The following is a 19,259-nucleotide window of genomic DNA, read 5'->3' as shown; positions in this document are numbered from 1 at the left end:
GACATGACTAAAAATTAGTCATGTCACCTCTGTCTTAAGGATATCTATTTCCCGACAGCCCCTTTTTTGATTATCTATTTTAACACATTAAAAAGCTATTGCTTTTTAAATCGATATACCACATAGATGGTAATGTCCATTCAAAAGCAATAGCTAAATGTAATACAATTAAAAATCACCTATACATACCAACATAATTCAGATGATAATACCATTAATACAAATGAGCTCTTTACCACATAATATTAAATAAAGCTATATTTGTATTATTTTTTATTAACATAAATATCTGCACTATAAATATTTGATATTCCTAAAGATGATATTTTTGCAAAAGATATCAGACGATTCAGTCCTTTCGCCAAGCTCTTATCAATAACTGTAGCTGAATATATTATGCAGGCATCCTCATTCACATCAAAATTTCCGATATTTACTCCTGTATCCAATATAGAATCTTCATTATTTCTTGCACCCAGTAACAATCCTTTTTTTATTAATATTGTCGAACCATTTATATACTCCATATTATCAGGTAATGAAACTTTTAACATAACATTTTCAACGTTTACACCGGATACATTTGTATAGTAAATACTGAACTCTAAGGTATCTCCTACACTTGCGTCAACGCTTTTCGCCCATTCTTCTGTACCTTTAAGCCTTACTCTATGTTCCATTTTTATAACCGCATCCCTATCCTCTTGAGTTATTTGAGCCTCAATTATTCTATCAAGTTCTCCGGGAGCTAAGTGTTTTTCTTCACCGGTAGATGCAGTTTCCGTTTTCGCTCCTAAGCTTGAAGTACTTTCTGATGACAAACTCTTATTATTATTTGAACATGCTACAATACATATCATTGTTAATATCATTACTATTCCTACTGCATATAATCTTTTTCTCATATTCTATACATTTACTCCCCTGCCTTAATAAATAATATCCCTATTTTATTTTTTACTTTTTTGAATGTCCATACTACTTTTTTACATTTATAGGTGTAATTTTAGTGTAAGTACTATAATCCTTATATTCATCAACATTTTTACATAATTTGTATATGAAATTTACAATAAAAAACCACCGAAGAAAACCGGTGGCAAAATCAATTTTATAAAATTATATTTAAATACAATTTAGTATAATAAAAAATAAAACCAAAAGTGATGCATAGACGTAAAAATAGATCTTGTTGTTTCTCATAACCGAAGCTAATTTTCTCTCTTCTTTATAGATCAGACATACAAGCCATACTATTACAGCTATTACATTCACACCTATAACCATCATATATGAAGTCGAATTATTGAAACACATAATTGTATATAGTGAAGTAACAGATGCTATAAAAGGTGCAAGTAACAAAAAAGCTCCTGCACATTGTGCATTGAACTCTACCGCATATGGCGATGTGGATGAAAACCATAAATATGAATACAGTCCTATAAGCACAAGACAAAACATAGGTGATATATTTCCCATTACATTATAGCTTGAAAATCCATACATAAATGAGAACAGTATTCCCATAGATGAGAAGAATATATTTACCGCTATATGTATGTTGTTGGCTATAACACTTAGTCTGGTGATTTTCAATGTATCCGGATTTTCCTCTATATCATGAAAATCTTTCATAGGCTCTCTTGTAAACAATAAGAAACTGTTTACAAATACCAGTATCAACACAAATATCAGATCTATATTTGCAACTATAGAAAAATCCTTTGATAATATAAAAGTATCAAGGTTTCCCTGTGCCTTCAAATAGCTGTATAAAGCTAACGCACATAGAGCACCTGTTATGTTGCAAAATAACGAATAACATATATGACTTATTCCAAGATCATATCTCCCACGCCCTTGTATTATTCTGTCTTTATCACCGTATTTAGCAATCATATATATGTCTTTATAAGTTAATTTTTCGTAGCTACTATTTTTTGTATTGTAAATAAACACTGCAATACCTGTATCTATGAGCCCGAAAAGCACTGTAGATACTGCAATAAATAATGTCAAAAAAGAAAACAAAGCAGGTGACAGATTTTTCATCAAAACGAATATATCTATTGCTGAAATCCTATAAATACTGAATATTATTGAGCCAAGTGTCAAAAAAACAAAACATAGAAATATATAGTTCCAATTTTCTTTTATATTGTTTATATACCTGTTTTTTACATTCGTATTTGTTTCATCAAAAGATTCCCCAATGTCATTGACGTCTAATATATTTTCCGCCACTACTGTTGGTTCTTTAATGTCCTCAGATAACACTATATTCTTGTGGCTTGACGGTAATTCACAGTTCTCCAAACCGTACTTTAACATACGCAAAGAATAGGATTTATAGTCATCTTCTTTTAACCCTTTATGACTCGGAAAGATCAATTTTTCACGTTCAATAAACTCCCTTACTCTCTGAAACCCAAGCTCTTCATCTTTGATTGTAAAATATGTGTCAAAAAACATATCTTCATGGCTTTCAAGTTCCTTATATCCCTTTCTCTTTCCACGTTTTATCTCACTGATTCTGGGCTCTACCATATTTCCGGGTCTTACTTTATCTATAACAATGCACAATGAAGAGTAGGGGATACCCAGCTCTTCATTTATATATTTTATTATATCGCTTTGACAAATCCTACGTTCTTGCATGTACTACACCCCTTAACTCAAGCCGTTAATATATAAATATTTAGCTGATATTAAATATATCTAAATATTATCGTAAGTTTTATTTATGGAAATGTCAATATATTTCTTTTTAAACCCTAATATCCTGACTTTCTGCCAAAGTTTTGTACCCACTCAAGAGTACCGTTATTGTTGTAGCATCCGGCTCCTATAGAATCAAAGTCCTTATTAAGAATATTTTTCTTATGACCTTCTGAATGCATCCAAGAATCCATAACTTTTTTCGGATCTTTCTGTCCTTCAGCGATATTTTCCCCCCAACGATTATATCCACTAGGAAAAGCCGAAAAAAAGTCTGAACCATCAGGTCTATCATGTGAGAACAACTGCACAAGTTCATTAGCACGCAAATGTGCAGTATTCATCAACCTATCGTCCTTCTTTAATGCCGGAATCCCTCGCTTTGCTCTCTCAGTATTAACAAGTTCTATAATCTTATCTTCATACTCGGCTGTAGGTATTTGTTTAGATTCTTCCTCAGAATACCATTTTGACCAATCTAACCCACTATTATTTGTAGTATTATTGCTTGTGCTGCTGTCACCTGAATAATTATAAGTATAGATATATGTATCTGAATTATCACCTCTGTTATGATTGTTAGTTGTTTTATATGTTGAACCGCTATAATCTGAATTTGGCTGATATGCACCGGTACTGTCCACATAATATCCATCAGGTGTATATGTATCAACATCCATGCGACCGCCATTGAAAGGATTCAAATAATACCATACATTATTTAATCCAATCCAGCCCATACGCATGTTTCCGCTTGTAGTATCTAAATAGTACCAACTTCCACCATAATTTAGCCAGCCTGTTTGCATATATCCTGAAGAGCCCATATAATACCAATTATTATTTATATCAATCCATGATGACTGTACATAGGAACCGTCAGAATATTCAAACCACCAACCTATTCCGTTTCTTTGCCAGCTTCCTACACTCGCAAAAGCAGGCATTGTCATAACTACAGTTCCGGCTAACAGCGCCGATGCAAATAAAACACCCTTTCTCATAACATTTTCTCCTTTTACTATACAAAAAAACATCTACGACACATATAATGCCATAGATGTATTTTAAAACTGTTAAATAAAAATGTAAAGACGGTTACTATAAAGTCTGTCACTTTATTCCATATATGCACCCTTCATCGGGCTTTGTGCATGCTGTGCATAGAGTTTAAGCAAACCTTTTTTGTATTTACTTGTAAAGCCCTTCCAGTTTGCTTTTCTCTTTGCTAAAATATCATCTATTTCCTCCGGTGTACTTTTCTCACCGTTTATACCGATAACAGCAATCTTTCTTGCTTCTATATCAATCTCTATTAAATCACCCTTTTCAACAAATGCTATAGGACCTCCCATAGCCGCCTCAGGTGATACATGTCCTATAACAGGTCCTCTTGATGCTGCTGAAAATCTTCCGTCTGTAATAAGTGCGACACTTGAGGCAAGTTTAGGGTCTGCACAAATAGCCTCTCCTGTGTAGAACATTTCAGGCATTCCACTTCCTCCAGGACCTTCATAGCGAATGAATATAGCATCTCCCGGCTTTACCTCACCGTCAAGTTTTATATGATTTTTTCCGTCAATATACAGCATCTCTATTTCATCACACAATTCCTTTATTCTGTCCTTTTGCTCTTTAGTGGCATTTTTACATGCCGCCGCCGCTACCTCAGGTTCTAAGAGAATTCTTACATCAAACAAATCCATTGCAAGTCTATATTTATCTTCATATTTTGAAAGCCCGAGAGGATCACCGTTATCAAGTTCCGGATTCTTTACAAATGTTCCCGATCCTCTTTTTACCTCCAATATGCCTCTTGTCACAAGGCTTTTTATAGCTTCTCTTACAGTACTCCTTCCCACACCGAATCTTTCAGATAATTTATGTTCACTTGGCAATCTTGAGCCTACAGCAATCTGTTCCTGCTGTATATAAATCATAAGTTGATCCTCTATCTGAGGTACCAATAACTTCTGATCTACTTTTTCGTAATTATAAACCATAAAAAACCTCCAAAATATTATTTGTATTTATTATACATCATTTTATTATTTTATAGTATTATAATTAAACTATAGCATCCTTATATATCAATACATTTTTAAATATTTTGTCGGTATCAGGCAGATAGTTTCCTCTTTTTTTAAAAAAAGTATTCATCTGATAATATACTTTTATGTGAAAATATGCTACATAAGAGATATATTACAATTGTCCGGGAGGTATAAAAATGTTTAAAAGGAAAATATTGATATCGTTATTTTTATCTGTAGCAATTATTGCAACCGCCTGTTTTGGAAGCGGTAAGCAAAATAATACAAATAAGAATTCATCTGCTAAAAATGGGCAATCCGGAAACAGCAAAACAGCTTCCATAAAAAATACATATTGGATAGCAAATCAGGACGACGGTGAATGGAAAAGGAGTGTCGAGCTTATATTTAATGAGGACGGCAGCTTTCATTGCAGATCCACAGCCGGTGATAATGTTGAATCATCTTGTTCACATGTTGATGCCGATTCTTACACATGGGTTCAAAATTCGGATACGATAGATCTTGAGTTTAATACTGAAAATCCACATAAAAAAGTGATTTTTTACGCTCAGATTTCAAATACAGGTGATAAAATGAGTTGTTCAGATATGTTTGAACTTTCTGAGGATAACCTCACCTTTATAAAGCAGGATAAAATGCCCAAGATTACTTCAATAGAGGAAGACTCAGACAAGCTTATAGGTGAATGGGAGCTTGTTGCATGTGGTGATTTTTCACCTCATGATATGACTACCGATGATAAAACCCCATTTGAATCCACTCTGAAAATATATAAGAAAAATGATAAAATGTATGCAGATTATCATTTTGTAAGAGAGAAAGGTTACGGTAAAAGCGATATAAAGCAAATGGGCGTTTCATTTAATAAAAAACCTCTGACCTTAAACTGTATCAATGAATTCTGGAGTGCAAGCTTTGATGAGACTGTAATACCTGAGGGTGCGGATTCTAAAATAAAACTGAATGTAAATTTTGCCATTGTAGAAGACAATAAAATTTTATTAATTGAAGATGACCCTGAATCTGACTATGACGGATATACCGAGCTTGTTTACCTAAGAAAAGGTTCAAAGGAATATGAGGACAGAGAAAACTATTTTTACTATAAAACCGTTACTGTTTCTAATATAAACGAGCTTGTAAAAAACCTTAAAGCTAATACAAAAATCATACTGAAAGAAGGTACCTATAATTTCTCCGATATCAATTCAAACGAAAGTATTGATAAATACGGTGAATCCGACTCTGAAGATAATTTTTCCAACTATCTTTTATATACCGACCATATAAGACTTGAGGCCAAGGACGGAGCCGGTGTAAGTATTCTTACAAATTCTGCAACAAGTAATGTACTTGAATGTTTTGGCGGAAGTGATATAAGCTTTAAAGGTCTGACTTTCGGACATAATGTTGAAAAGGGCTCTTGCACAGGCAATGTACTTGCATTTTCCTCTTGTGACGGAGTAAGAATTGAGGATTGTAATCTGTTCGGATGCGGTACCTATGGTATAAGCTCCAACGGTGCATCAAATATATCTGTTATAAATACTCAAATTTACGAATGCAGCTATGGATTATTGGAACTTAATAATACTTATAATTCATCATTTAAAAATTGTGTTTTACGTGACAGTGAAGGTTTTAGTCAATTCGAGATAAACTACTGCGGCAATATAAGTTTTGAAGATTGCCAAATCACGGGGAATAAAGCCGAAGGTTTTCAAAATCTTTTTATAGCTGCATCCGAATCTAAAGATATAATATTTAAAAATTGTAATTTTAAAAATAACAGCTATAAAACAAAAAATAATGAAGATATACAATTTATAGACTGTACATTTGATGATAATAAATAATCTCTTTCTAAAATCGGGTGCGAATTTTGCACCCGATAATTTTCATATACAGGTCCTATGTCAAGATTTAGTACAAGTTAAAAATCCTATTAAAGCAACCTTCAGTGCAACTTTTGATTTTTTATGATACATTTCTTATTTTGTTTTCTCTACCTGCTGTATTTACAGCTTGTTTTCCGCATACACTCATCCTCCACATAATGAAGAATATACAAACTTCATATACATAAAAAGATATTGTCGCTATAATCCGGAAAACAGTACTTAAACTTTCAAGACTGAATAAGTCCTCAAGTATCATAGTAAACTCGTAGTAAGTAAGGTAAATTGTACTTACCGTATGGCGCAATACTGTTAAAATCAATATGAATCCGCAAAATTTAACAAGTGTTTTATTTTTACTTAATGCCATTATACACAGCACAGCAAATACAATACAATCATCAATTGCAGCCACAAAACTTGTAGGATATATAAATACAGCTTTAAAAAAATCAGAAAACAGAGATTCAAATCCACTATATTCGTAGAAAAAGAATATCGCCGGTATCAATGAAATAATGATAAATATCTTCGGCACAGCCAATACTATTTTGTTCTTTGAATTCAGAACTAAAAGCCCTACTATCATTACTAAAGACATAATACATAGCAATGAAGTATAAAACGGAACACCTATCATTGTTCTTTGGCTGTTAAATATGTCAACAATATAAATCATAAATCTGGATAAGATGTAAATACCTGCCGAAACTAAAGCTACTTTTTTGATATAGCTCGGTATTTCTATATTGCCGTCTTTTTCTGCATTACTATGTGTTTTATCCGGCTTATCTTTACTTAATATAACATTGCTTTCGCTTTGTACAGGTATGCCGCAAAAACCGCATACTTTACCACCATCTTCAATCTGTTTACCGCAATTTGAACAAAACATATATGTAAACTCCTTAAATTATAGACCTGAAAATATATACTACATTTTTACTATACCACTTTTCCCGTATAAAGTTGATAGTATCTTCCCTTTTGTTCCAATAAACTCTCATGTGAGCCTCTTTCTATTATTCTGCCCTGTTCAAGTACCATTATTACATCAGAGTTTTTAATGGTCGAAAGTCTGTGTGCTATAACAAATGTTGTCCTGCCACTCATCAGTGAGTCCATACCGGCTTGTACAAGCTGCTCTGTTCTGGTATCAATTGATGATGTCGCCTCATCAAGTATAAGTACAGGCGGATCTGCAAGTGCAGCTCTTGCAATGGAAAGAAGCTGCTTTTGACCTTGTGAAAGATTTGCACCGCCTTCATGTAAAAATGTATTGTATCCGTCCGGAAGTCTTTCTATAAAGCCGTCTGCATTTGCAAGTCTTGCGGCAGCCATACATTCTTCATCGGTAGCGTCAGGACGACCGTATCTGATATTTTCCATAACGGTATCTGAAAAAAGATTGGTTTCCTGAAGCACTACACCAAGAGATCTTCTCAAGTCTTCTTTTTTAATCTTTTCTATATTTATTCCGTCATATCTGATCTTACCGCTTTGAATATCATAAAATCTGTTTATAAGATTTGTAACAGTAGTCTTACCTGCACCTGTAGAACCTACAAAGGCAATCTTTTGCCCCTTGTCGGCATATAAATTGATATTATGCAATACTATTTTATTTGGGTTATAACCAAAATCCACATCCTCAAATACAATATTTCCCTCAAGCTTTGTATAGGTAAGCTTACCGTCTCCATGCTTATGCTTCCAAGCCCATACTCCGGTCCTGTCAGTTGTTTCAGATATATTTCCGTTTTTATCTTCTTTTGCATTTACTAAGGTAACATAGCCCTCATCTTCCTCTACAGGCTCATCCATAAGTTCAAATACTCTCTTACTGCCTGCCGCCGCCATAACTACAGCATTAAGCTGCTGTGAAACAGTCATAAAAGGTCTGTTAAAAGCCTTTACAAGTGAAAGGAAAGCGGCAATAGTACCTACAGTAACTCCCATATGTCCGCTTATTGCAAAATATCCTCCTACTACAGCTATTACAACATAGCTTAGGTTTCCAATCTGTGCAACTATTGGCATAAGTATATTTGCAAAACCGTTTGCCTTTGTAGAAGCATCACATAATTCATTATTTATTTTTACAAATCCGTCTATATTTTTCTCTTCATAATTAAATACCTTAACGACCTTTTGACCGCTAATCATCTCTTCAATATATCCGTTTACTTTACCCAATGTACTTTGCTGTATGCCGAAGTACTTTCCCGACATACTTGCCGCCTTACCTGAAGCCTGTACAGATATAAAAATCATAATAACGGATACCGCAGTCATAACAGGACTTAAAAATAACATAGTAATAAAAACTGCAACCAGTGAAAATATGGCATCTACAAGTTGTGGAAATGATATACCTATAAACTGCCTCAAGGTATCCGTATCATTTGTATAGATTGACATGATATCACCATGTGAATGTGTATCAAAATACCTTATAGGAAGTTTTTCCATATGTGCAAAAAGATCTCTTCTTATTACACGCATTGTACCCTGTCCTACATTTACCATAATTCTGTTATATGTAAAATATGCTGTTACACCTATTGCAAATATAACTATAAGTCTTAATATCTCATGTAAAAGCGGTGTATAATCAGGAGTAGACTCCTTTGTAAGCGGTATAATAAAATTGTCAATAATATTTTGCATAACAGATGCACTGACCGAGTTTACCATTGCAGATATAATAATTCCAATCAGTACAACTATAATACTTTTTTTATAATTTCTAATTACAAGTGAAATTACTCTCTTCATACTGTCACTTGCAACCACCTGTATAGTTTGATTGATTCCACTTTTTTCTCTGTTTATTTCCGACATTATGCACCTACCTTATCAAAATCCGCATTACCCTCTGCCTGTGCATTTGCAGTGGCCTTATATATCTCGTTGGTTTTCAGCAGATTTTCATGTGTATCAAAACCTGCCACCTTACCGTTTTCAAGCACAATTATCTTATCGGCATCCTTTATAGAGGATATTCTCTGTGAAATAATAATTTTTGTTATATCAGGTATCTCCTCTTTAAATGCTCTTCTTATCTTGGCATCTGTAGCGGTATCTACAGCCGATGTAGAGTCATCAAGTATCAGTACCTTAGGATTTTTTAAAAGAGCTCTGGCAATACAAAGCCTTTGCTTTTGTCCTCCTGACACATTCGCACCGCCACGCTCTATCCATGTATCATATTTTTCCGGCATTCTATCAATGAACTCATCAGCACAGGCAAGTTCACATGCTCGTTTTACCTCATCCAATGTAGCGTTTTCATTGCCCCAACGAAGATTATCCAGTACAGTGCCTGAAAACAACTCATTCTTTTGTAAAACTACACTTACCGCATCTCTAAGAACCTTCAGATCATAGTCCTTTACATTCTTACCGCCAACATAGACACTGCCGGCTGTAGCATCATAAAGTCTTGGTATAAGATTTATAAAGGAGGTTTTTGAACTGCCTGTTCCACCAAGTATTCCTATAGTCTGACCTGATGCAATATGTATATTTATATTTGAAAGTACAGGTTTTCCGATACCCGCCTTATATGAGAAGCTTACATTATCAAAGTCAATACTTCCGTCCGCTACAGTTTTACAAGCATTCTTTTCTGAAGTTATATCACTTTCTTCTTTTAAAACCTCAGCAATTCTTTTTGCACTTGCTTCAGACATAGTTATCATAACAAATGCGAGCGAGAGCATCATAAGTGCTATAAGTATGCTCATTACATATGAAAAAAGTGATGTCAATTCACCTGTTGTCAAGCTGCCTGCCACTATCTGATTTGCACCGAACCATGAAAGTGCAATAACACAGGTATAGACTGTAAGTACCATCAAAGGATTGCCAAGTACTACTATAGATTCAGCTTTTACAAACATTTTATAGATATTTATATTTGCCGAATCAAACTTTGATATTTCTTTATCTTCCTGCACATATGACTTTACCACTCTTATACCTGATATATTTTCCTTTACATCCGCATTAAGTGCATCATATTTTTCAAATACTTGATTAAACAGTACTGTTGCCCTTGCAATTATTAATATAAGTGCAAGTGAAAGAGCAAATGTAGCCACAAAAAATATAATCGACATACTTCTTGAAATAGTTACAGTCATTATAAGTGCAAAAATAAGAGTTGCAGGAGCTCTCATAAGCATTCTAAGTACCATCTGATACGCATTTTGCACATTTGTAATATCGGTTGTAAGTCTTGTGACAAGGCTTGCAGTGGAAAATTTATCTATATTTGAAAAAGAAAATTCCTGAATATTTCTAAACATTGCTTCTCTTAAGTTTTTTGCAAATCCTGCCGAAGCTTTTGCACCATATATACCTGCCGCTACACCGCAAAAAAGTCCAAGAAGTGCAAGTAAGACCATTACAGAACCGTATTTTATTACTGCACCATAATCTCCTATAGAAACACCTCTGTCAATTATAAAGGTCATCATATATGGAATTAAAAGTTCGAATACAACCTCACCTAATATAAATATAACTGTAAATATAGATGCACCCTTGTATTCTTTGATATGTTTTGCCAATACTCCTAACATCTTTTCTCCTTTCTTTAACAAAAAAAATTGTACAAAATGTACAATCTTTTAAAATAAAACATCTTCAATCATTTAGATAAATTCAATGCAGAAAAAGGGACTTGAACCCTCATGATATTGCTATCACACGGACCTGAACCGTGCGCGTCTGCCAATTCCGCCATTTCTGCTCATATCGCCACACAAGGCATGTGGCAATTATAATACAATTATTTATTTTATGCAAGCTTAGATTTTGCAAGTTCTGCAATTTTTGAAAACCCGACCGCATCATTTACAGCTAAATCTGCAAGTACTTTTCTGTTCATATCAACACCTGCACTCTTAAGTCCATGCATAAGCTTTGAATATGAAAGTCCGTTTAATCTTGCAGCTGCATTGATACGAGCGATCCAAAGCTGTCTGAACTGTCTCTTTCTCTCTTTTCTACCTGCATAAGCACTTGCTAAAGCTCTCATTACAGACTGCTTTGCAATTCTGTACTGCTTTGAACGAGCTCCTCTATATCCCTTTGCAAGTTTTAAAACTCTATTATGTCTTTTCTTTGCATTTAAAGCACCTTTAACTCTTGCCATTTAAAAACCTCCTAACCCTTCGTCAACTTATAGATATGGTAAAATTTTCTTCATAACCTTTGCATTTGTTGCATCCGTTACGATATCTTTTCTAAGATTTCTTTTTCTCTTTGTTGACTTCTTAGTTAAGATATGTGACTTATAAGCCTTATTTCTTACAAGCTTACCTGTTCCTGTTTTTTTAAAACGCTTTGCTGCTGCTCTACTTGTCTTTAGCTTTGGCATAATGAATCCTCCTTTTATTACAATATCTTTAAGCCTTCTTTGCTGATAAAAACATTACCAAACTTCTTCCTTCCGCCTTAGAAGGTTTGTCGATCGTTGCTACATCTGAAAGAGCCTCGGCAAAATCATCCAAAATATACTTGGATTTGAACATTCTTGCCATCTCTCTACCTCTAAATCTTAGAGTAACCTTAACCTTATTGCCCTTTTCTAAGAACTTTCTTGCAGAACCGACTTTAGTATTAAGATCATTAGTGTCAATATTTGGAGATAAACGAACCTCTTTTATTTCTATTGTCTTTTGTTTTTTCTTTGCTTCCTTATCTTTTCTGGCAAGCTCATATCTGAATTTACCATAATCAATAATTTTACAAACAGGGGGCTTTGCTGTCGGTGCAATAAGAACTAAATCCAAACCTGCTTCCTCCGCTTTTTCCCTTGCTTCATTTATTGAAACTATACCTAATTGTTCACCCTCTGATGAAATAAGACGAACCTCTTTAGCTTTTATCTGTTCGTTAATCAATTGTTCGCTAATACCTTTATACCTCCCAATTCTTTACCAATATAAAAAGGCAGATAGAAAACTATCCGCCTAAAAACATCTGTAGTCCAAATTTTTGAAAATCTACATCTAATAACAAATGCTTTAATAACAAATGCTTTTATGTGCCAAAGTCACATCTGTGCTTGGCGAGGCGAACCTGCTTTCTTTCAACACAGTTTATACTATCAGCTTTCTATTTGTTTGTCAATTGTTTTATTTAAAATATTCACAAAAATATTTCTGCCTAACAACTATAAACATAAATTTACCAATCTTTTATATTTTTTGCAAAGGTGAATCAAAACCTATAATCTCTCAAAAGCACATAGTATATCATAATTTATTTCCTCATAGAAAGCTCTTCTAAGGTCAGGGTATGAGGAATATCTTTTGAGTAAAACCATAAGCTTTGTAATGGTGGCTTCCAAGGTCATATCATAGGCTTCTATAAGATTGAAATCCTTTTTTATCTTTTGTCCGACCTGATAAATCTCCATATTTGATCCCTCATTTACCACCTGAGTAGCCATAACTATAAATTTCCCCATCTCCTGCCATTTTTCCATCTCCCCGTAAAACTTATCCAGCATATTTTCAGGAATTCCACCCACACCGAAACTCTCTATAATAATGCAGTCATAGTTTTCAAACAGATATGCAAGCATATCCTCCTTCATACCTGGAATCATTTTTAATACACATACCGAATCACTGAGTTCTACAAAAAATCTGACTCTTTCCCTCATAGGTATATATGGTATATATCTGATTATATGTTCCTCCTGTATTCTTGCAAGTACAGGAAAGTTTACACTGTGAAATGCATTAAAGGATCTTGCCGTCATCTTTTTTGCTCTTGTACCGGCAATTACATTACCGTCAAAGACCAGAACAATATTTTGAGAGTAATCATCACATGCATAAAGAATACTGTCTCTTAGATTTACCTTTGCATCCGTACTGTCTATATTTATAGGCTTTTGTGCTCCCGTAATAACTATAGGCTTTCTGGAATTTTGTATCATATAACTAAGTGCCGCTGAGGTATATGCCATGGTATCCGTTCCATGAAGTATAACAAACCCGTCATAGGAATCATAATTTTTTTCTATTGTTCTTGCTATATCCTGCCATACCGCCGGAGTTATATTGGTCGAGTCTATATTGCAAACCTGAAGCACATCTATCTCACAATATTTTTCAACTTCAGGCACAAAGGTTAAAATCTCAGGTGCCGAAAGTGCAGGAGATAATCCCTCTCCCATCTGCTTTGACGCAATAGTTCCGCCTGTACCTATTACTAAAATCTTCTTCATATAATACTTACTCTCCTTATTTTAAATCTGATTCTCTTGCATTATACCAATAAAAACCGTTTTCATTACAGTAATTTTCAATTTCCTTTATTAAATTACTGTTTGCACCGTATTCTATAAGATATACTTCCGGTATATACTTTTTTACATTAGACAAATATTCCTTAAAATACTCTCTGTCACTCTCATCCCTTTCCTTATATGTTTTATTTTCAAAATCTATATCTGTAAAAACACATTCCTGATTTACACCGTCAAATAATTCTGTTGCAGTTTTATTCTCAATGCACTTGCTTACAAATGTATCTCCTCCATTGATTATAATATCAATCTTATATTTTTTTGTCATATTTAAGCTCCTTAATCCCTGCAATATAGAAGAAAGTCCGTTAAATATCTCTTCATTCGGATAATAATAGTATACATCACAATTATCTATAAAAAACCCGTCAAAACCCTTATCCACAATATCTCTTCCAAGTTTATCCACGATTAAATTTTGCCATGCAATATCCGATACATCCACCCAATACTCATCTTCCCAATTTTCATATAGACCAAGAGTCTTTTCTTTAAACTCATTAAAATACGGACGATAGTTTTCAAGTGAGCCTATATCAAGATAGGCATATACTTTTTCATTTGTTTTATGAAGAAATTCCACACCGCTTACATCAATTGATGCAGGTTCTACAACCACCACATTATAGCCTTTTATTTTATTGATATTATCAGCACCGATAAATACACCATAATCTTTTTTCATTTGTTTTACTTTACAAAATCTATAGATTAAAAAACATATACTTAAAAAACATATACATATAAGAGCTGTATTAATTACAATCTTTTTCATAATCAAATATCTCCTTATACTTTAAAAAATGTGTAAAAGCTGTTATTTATACTTTTATAATAATATCTTAACAGGCTGCTGTCAAATATTCTACAATATATAAAATCAAATATATCCTATAAAAAGCAAAATATATTTGACATAAAGTAAAAAAAGATGTATATTATAGGTGTAATATATATTTGACAATATGTCAGGAAGGAGTTTTATGAGTTCATATAAAATAGGTTTATTATTTGGATTTACAATCGGTCTTATTGTTGCTTTAATTTTTGCTATAAAGCAAAAGAAAAGGGTGGAATATGACGAAAGACAGATGAGTATTCGTGGGAGAGGATATTGCTACTCTTTTATCACCATGATGGTATTAGGATTTACATATGCTTTTATACAAGAGGATGTACCGTTACCTGTATCACCCGGACTTGTTATAATTATAATGCTTTTATTATCAGGCACCGTACTCAATGTATATCTTATTTTTCATGATGCTTATTGGGGGTATAAATACACCAATTTTGTAAAATACATATTTATTTTTATCACATTATTTTTACTGAATCTTTTTATGACAGCAAAATCGGTAGTTGATCACAAAATGTTTCAAAATGGAATACTTGGGCTTAGCGAGGGCTTATATCCTGTATTGACCGTCTTCTTTTTACTTTTGACATTGAATGTATTATTTAAAATGTTTCTTGATAAGAATAGAAAAGATGACTGAATGAGGTATGAAAATGAAAAATCTAAGATTAAAATCCGCCAGAGCGGCTAAGGATCTCTCGCAGCAGCAGCTTGCAGATATGGTAGGCGTAAGTCGCCAGACTATAAATGCAATTGAAAAAGGGGATTACAATCCCACCATTAGACTCTGTCTATCCATTTGCTATGCACTTGATAAAAGTCTGGATGAACTTTTTTGGGATGAAAATACTGAAAAATTACCTGATACGATGTAATTACCTTGTTTTAAGTATATAAATATTTATGCCTTGTTATAAGAATATACAGATCTTATAACAAGGCAATTCTCTTTTCATATATATTATTTCTAAGGCTATCTACAAGTTTATTCAATATAGCGACTATATATTCCTTAAATCTAAATACATAGTATCGGCATCTATATATCTTTCATTTACCTTGATACATGCAGGTGTTTTTCCTGTCTTTACAAAGCCGAATTTTTTATACAGACCTATAGCTCGTATATTCTCACTCATTACTTCAAGATTTATTATTTCTAACCCACACTCCTTTGCAAAGCTGATACATTTTTCTAAAAGCATACTTCCTATACCTTTTCTCCATTCCGATTTCACTACAGTTATTCCAAAGTCAGCTCTATGGCTCATTTTATTTGGCAGATTTCTGATATCGCTGCATCCGACTATTTCCCCGTCTTTCCATGCAAGATACATTACTGATTTCGGATTTTCAACAATCCCACGAATAAATGCTTCTTCCTCTTCCAAGCTGACACCTATACCTTCTTTTCCAAAACTCAAATATTCTGTTTGCGAGCCCACTATCCCCGTATATTCTATAAGCTTTTTAGCATCTTCTATTCTTGCTTCCTTTATAATTATATCCATATTCTACCTCCCATATTATACCTATTTATAAAATATTTTATCACATAGATTGTCTTTGGACTCTACAAATTCTTATAATGCATCAGTTTATGTTCATCGCTATTTATATAATCATCATGTTTATGATAATGATTTTTTTCCGAACCAAAATGTTTATGTTTATGCTCATGCTTAATAATATGTTTATGAGTGGAACCGTTATGTGTATGAACAATTGTATGTATATGATAATGTATATGATTTTTTAGCATTGTATCATATATAACAATCGTACTTCCTATTATCATAAAAATAAGACCTGTAAAATATACTGCCGTCAGCCTCTCTCCATTTACAATAAAAGCCAAAAAGGTACCTATAAATGGAGCTACCGCATAATATGCACCGGTTTTTGCAGCTCCCAAATCTCTTTGAGCCCTTATATACATAAAGATACTAAGACCATAGGCTACAAATCCAAGCAATAGAGCAAATATTATATATTTGATTTCAGGGATACTTTCGCCTATAAAAATTGCAATTAAAAATGAACCTGTACCCGAAAAAATCCCCTTTAAAAATACAATCTCATATGTACTTTTATCTGCAAGCTTTCTTGTACAATTATTTTCAAGCCCCCAGCAGCAGGTTGCCAATATAACAAATAATGAGCCTATAGAAAACTTAAAGCTTCCCGTACCCTCAAATGAAAGAACTATACTTGATATTGTAATAAAAACTATGGCACACCAAAGCCTTAGTGTTACACTTTCCTTGAATACCAAAAGTGCTATGATTGCTGTAGCAACAATCTCAAAATTGCCAAGTAATGAAGCATTGGAAGCTGAACCTGTATTTATCCCTATCATTAAAAAAATCGGTGCCAGAATATCCAAAACTATCATACCTACCGTATATAAAAGATTTTCCTTTGTAAGCCTTTCAAATTTATCCTCCGACTTGGCATGAAATAAATACATTATTCCTACACCAATTCCTGCTCCAAGATACAAAAAAGATGCCATAAATGTAGGAGCTATCTTATCAAGCAGCAGTTTGGAAAATGGTGTATTGATTGCATAAAAAGTTGCCGCCAATAATGCAAGAATTACTGATAAAATTTTCCTGTTATTATTCATACTCAAATAAACATTTCCTTTTATACTTTATTTTTTATTTTTAATTTCCCATCTGTAATGCCCGACTATTTCATCAGCCTTACCTTTTAAATAATTTTGCTCATATGCTCTTTGTATTTTACTTCCATGATGAATAATATACGGCACACCGTTTTTATCTCTTCTGTCAGACACTATTCCGATATGCTTTTTAAAAATTACAATATCGCCTCCCTGCCACTCTTCTATCTTTGAAATATCTGTGCCAAGACTTTTTGTATTATTTTTAAAATACACCTGTAAATTTCTGACTCTACGATAATCTATATTACTGTCGGCAACTTTAATATCATAATCATCCTTATGCTCCCTTATATCCTCTGCCACAAGTTTTTGTAAATCATATCCGGCACCTTTTAGCCCCATAGCTACAACATCAGTACAGACTCCATATCCGTCATCCGGAGAACCTCCTATATAATATCTGCTCTCATACTTCGGCTTTGTCTGTACATATTCCAATGCACTTTCCAGTATATCGCTCTGATCATCAATACCGTCACCATCCTTGTCGGTACTGCTCTTAAGCTGCTCTATCTTCTTTTTATAAGCATTCCTTGGACGCTTTGTAGACGTCTCTTTATAAGAAAATCTGTTATATATAAGTACTGTTACTGCTGCAAGCACTATACCTGCAACAATTATTTTAAAAATTCTTTTTTGTTTCATTTTCCCCTATATTTATCATCAATATAAAAAATATATACCACCATCATAGCTATTGTTAAAATCAGTACTCCTATTATTGATAAAAATATAAATACCGAACTTTTATCAAATAATATAGGCAATCCCAAAGCAATCAAAAGTACTCCGAATAAAACGAGCAGCTTCCCCGTAGCATGATTATATCCTTTTACATCCTTTACCGGAGGCGGATTAACATTTGCCCAAAACCCTGCCTGCTTTTTGGAAAAGAAAGAACTGATTCCAATAGCGATTATTAAACATCCTGATATTGCCCAAATTATAAAGTTTAATAAATTTTCACTCATATAAAACGCCTCCGTTATGAATGCTTATACAATTCCGTTAACTACCAAACATCCGATTATAATAACAAACATCCGGATATATAATGCAAAATAGCAATTAAGCAAGCTTCTTGCGAATCTCTCCATCTGTTACGGCATAAAAAGTTGTTGTTTGCAAATTATAACCTGACGGGGCATGCATTCCCGCATCTAAAATTTTTTTCAAATCTTCCGGCGGAATAGAAGTATTTTCAAATTCTCTTTCTTGTTTTGACTTAATTATTACACTATTTCAGTCAGATAGCAAGATATATGATTAAAATAGTGTTCTTTTAATATTTAATTTTCTAAACTACATACATATCCTATCTAATTACCTTTTGAAAGTTTTTCTCCTATCTTCCCCATTATTTTAGTAGTAACTGTTGAATATTTGGTTGCAAACAATTCAGATTAATAACATTGAAATTGTATTGATAAGTATACAATATAATATTATAATGTTGTATGGTTCATCCGACATAACGGCTGTTAAATGTAAATAAAGTGATTGTCAAAATAAAGGGATTGCAAGCTTTATTCTATGACAAAGATTTTTGGATTAGTACAGGAGAACTTTATGGATCAATACGTTTGTAATTATCGAACTATCGGAGATATATCTACTACAGACAGCAGTTTTTTGCCGTCGGTTTATAACTTTTATAAAAATGATATTATTATGCCAAAAAAATCACAGGATGATATGA

At 33.3% G+C, this 19,259-nt stretch carries 19 protein-coding genes, 1 tRNA gene and 2 pseudogenes; 3 read left to right on the top strand and 19 right to left on the bottom strand.

The genetic code is table 11. From position 1 onward, the window contains the following. Window positions 1-266: 266 nt before the first annotated feature. The 5 genes and pseudogenes from HMPREF0381_RS07660 to HMPREF0381_RS15895 form a co-directional block, all read right to left on the bottom strand. Window positions 267-905: a DUF11 domain-containing protein gene (locus tag HMPREF0381_RS07660; protein ID WP_008751377.1), complete on the bottom strand. Its 639-nt coding sequence runs from the start codon at window positions 903-905 to the stop codon at window positions 267-269. 220 nt (window positions 906-1,125) lie between these two features. After that, window positions 1,126-2,661, bottom strand: coding sequence for a hypothetical protein (locus HMPREF0381_RS07655; protein WP_008751376.1), 1,536 nt, complete (start codon window positions 2,659-2,661; stop codon window positions 1,126-1,128). 116 nt (window positions 2,662-2,777) lie between these two features. Next, on the bottom strand, window positions 2,778-3,725 hold the full coding sequence (locus HMPREF0381_RS07650; RefSeq protein WP_040461283.1) for a CAP domain-containing protein: 948 nt from the start codon (window positions 3,723-3,725) through the stop codon (window positions 2,778-2,780). Between the two features lie 114 nt (window positions 3,726-3,839). Next, window positions 3,840-4,280, bottom strand: a pseudogene (locus HMPREF0381_RS15900) (dihydroxy-acid dehydratase); the annotation flags it as partial. 30 nt (window positions 4,281-4,310) lie between these two features. Continuing rightward, a pseudogene (locus HMPREF0381_RS15895) lies at window positions 4,311-4,724 on the bottom strand (FadR/GntR family transcriptional regulator); the annotation flags it as partial. A gap of 227 nt (window positions 4,725-4,951) precedes the next feature. On the opposite strand from HMPREF0381_RS15895, the gene HMPREF0381_RS07640 reads away from it, so the two are divergent. Continuing rightward, the gene (locus HMPREF0381_RS07640; RefSeq protein ID WP_008751373.1) at window positions 4,952-6,634 is read left to right on the top strand and encodes a right-handed parallel beta-helix repeat-containing protein; all 1,683 of its coding nucleotides are present in this window, start codon (window positions 4,952-4,954) and stop codon (window positions 6,632-6,634) included. 121 nt (window positions 6,635-6,755) lie between these two features. On the opposite strand, the gene HMPREF0381_RS07635 is transcribed toward HMPREF0381_RS07640, so the two are convergent. The 9 genes from HMPREF0381_RS07635 to HMPREF0381_RS07595 all read right to left on the bottom strand — a co-directional run bounded on the left by HMPREF0381_RS07635 (window position 6,756) and on the right by HMPREF0381_RS07595 (window position 14,784). After that, on the bottom strand, window positions 6,756-7,571 hold the full coding sequence (locus HMPREF0381_RS07635) for a zinc ribbon domain-containing protein (RefSeq protein WP_008751371.1): 816 nt from the start codon (window positions 7,569-7,571) through the stop codon (window positions 6,756-6,758). Window positions 7,572-7,621: 50 nt separating this feature from the next. Next, window positions 7,622-9,520 (bottom strand): ABC transporter ATP-binding protein, encoded by a 1,899-nt coding sequence (locus HMPREF0381_RS07630; protein WP_008751370.1) that lies wholly within the window; start codon window positions 9,518-9,520, stop codon window positions 7,622-7,624. After that, window positions 9,520-11,265, bottom strand: coding sequence for an ABC transporter ATP-binding protein (locus HMPREF0381_RS07625; RefSeq protein ID WP_040461281.1), 1,746 nt, complete (start codon window positions 11,263-11,265; stop codon window positions 9,520-9,522). Before HMPREF0381_RS07625 ends, HMPREF0381_RS07630 begins: the two co-directional genes overlap by 1 nt. A gap of 86 nt (window positions 11,266-11,351) precedes the next feature. Then, window positions 11,352-11,435 (bottom strand) — tRNA-Leu (locus HMPREF0381_RS07620). 48 nt (window positions 11,436-11,483) lie between these two features. Beyond that, window positions 11,484-11,840 (bottom strand): 50S ribosomal protein L20, encoded by a 357-nt coding sequence (rplT, locus tag HMPREF0381_RS07615; protein WP_008751368.1) that lies wholly within the window; start codon window positions 11,838-11,840, stop codon window positions 11,484-11,486. Between the two features lie 27 nt (window positions 11,841-11,867). Further along, window positions 11,868-12,065 carry a 50S ribosomal protein L35 gene (gene rpmI / locus HMPREF0381_RS07610; RefSeq protein WP_002603682.1) on the bottom strand — a complete coding sequence of 66 codons (198 nt, stop codon included), beginning with the start codon at window positions 12,063-12,065 and terminating at the stop codon, window positions 11,868-11,870. 28 nt (window positions 12,066-12,093) lie between these two features. Further along, on the bottom strand, window positions 12,094-12,591 hold the full coding sequence (infC, locus tag HMPREF0381_RS07605) for a translation initiation factor IF-3 (protein WP_008751367.1): 498 nt from the start codon (window positions 12,589-12,591) through the stop codon (window positions 12,094-12,096). 326 nt (window positions 12,592-12,917) lie between these two features. Next, window positions 12,918-13,928, bottom strand: a complete 1,011-nt coding sequence (locus tag HMPREF0381_RS07600) for an asparaginase (protein WP_008751366.1) — start codon at window positions 13,926-13,928, stop codon at window positions 12,918-12,920. Between the two features lie 16 nt (window positions 13,929-13,944). Further along, window positions 13,945-14,784 (bottom strand): endo alpha-1,4 polygalactosaminidase, encoded by an 840-nt coding sequence (locus HMPREF0381_RS07595; protein ID WP_008751365.1) that lies wholly within the window; start codon window positions 14,782-14,784, stop codon window positions 13,945-13,947. Between the two features lie 208 nt (window positions 14,785-14,992). On the opposite strand from HMPREF0381_RS07595, the gene HMPREF0381_RS07590 reads away from it, so the two are divergent. Further along, entirely contained in the window at window positions 14,993-15,508 is a 516-nt protein-coding gene (locus HMPREF0381_RS07590) for a hypothetical protein (RefSeq protein ID WP_040461278.1), read from the top strand. A 13-nt stretch (window positions 15,509-15,521) separates the two neighbouring features. Then, complete coding sequence (locus HMPREF0381_RS07585; RefSeq protein ID WP_040461277.1) at window positions 15,522-15,743, top strand: helix-turn-helix transcriptional regulator; 222 nt, start codon at window positions 15,522-15,524, stop codon at window positions 15,741-15,743. Between the two features lie 126 nt (window positions 15,744-15,869). On the opposite strand, the gene HMPREF0381_RS07580 is transcribed toward HMPREF0381_RS07585, so the two are convergent. From HMPREF0381_RS07580 to HMPREF0381_RS14595, 5 genes are all read right to left on the bottom strand, one after another. Then, entirely contained in the window at window positions 15,870-16,379 is a 510-nt protein-coding gene (locus tag HMPREF0381_RS07580; RefSeq protein WP_008751362.1) for a GNAT family N-acetyltransferase, read from the bottom strand. Between the two features lie 62 nt (window positions 16,380-16,441). Further along, on the bottom strand, window positions 16,442-17,497 hold the full coding sequence (locus tag HMPREF0381_RS07575) for a DMT family transporter (protein WP_008751361.1): 1,056 nt from the start codon (window positions 17,495-17,497) through the stop codon (window positions 16,442-16,444). 27 nt (window positions 17,498-17,524) lie between these two features. Next, window positions 17,525-18,205 (bottom strand): DUF1287 domain-containing protein, encoded by a 681-nt coding sequence (locus tag HMPREF0381_RS07570; RefSeq protein WP_008751360.1) that lies wholly within the window; start codon window positions 18,203-18,205, stop codon window positions 17,525-17,527. Beyond that, window positions 18,202-18,531, bottom strand: coding sequence for a hypothetical protein (locus HMPREF0381_RS07565; protein ID WP_008751359.1), 330 nt, complete (start codon window positions 18,529-18,531; stop codon window positions 18,202-18,204). Before HMPREF0381_RS07565 ends, HMPREF0381_RS07570 begins: the two co-directional genes overlap by 4 nt. A gap of 97 nt (window positions 18,532-18,628) precedes the next feature. Then, window positions 18,629-18,790 carry a nitroreductase family protein gene (locus HMPREF0381_RS14595; protein WP_278244439.1) on the bottom strand — a complete coding sequence of 54 codons (162 nt, stop codon included), beginning with the start codon at window positions 18,788-18,790 and terminating at the stop codon, window positions 18,629-18,631. Between the last annotated feature and the right edge of the window lie 469 nt (window positions 18,791-19,259).

This window comes from Lachnoanaerobaculum saburreum DSM 3986, assembly GCF_000185385.1.
Lineage (GTDB): Bacteria > Bacillota > Clostridia > Lachnospirales > Lachnospiraceae > Lachnoanaerobaculum > Lachnoanaerobaculum saburreum.
This window is presented reverse-complemented; position numbering and strand designations above follow the sequence as displayed.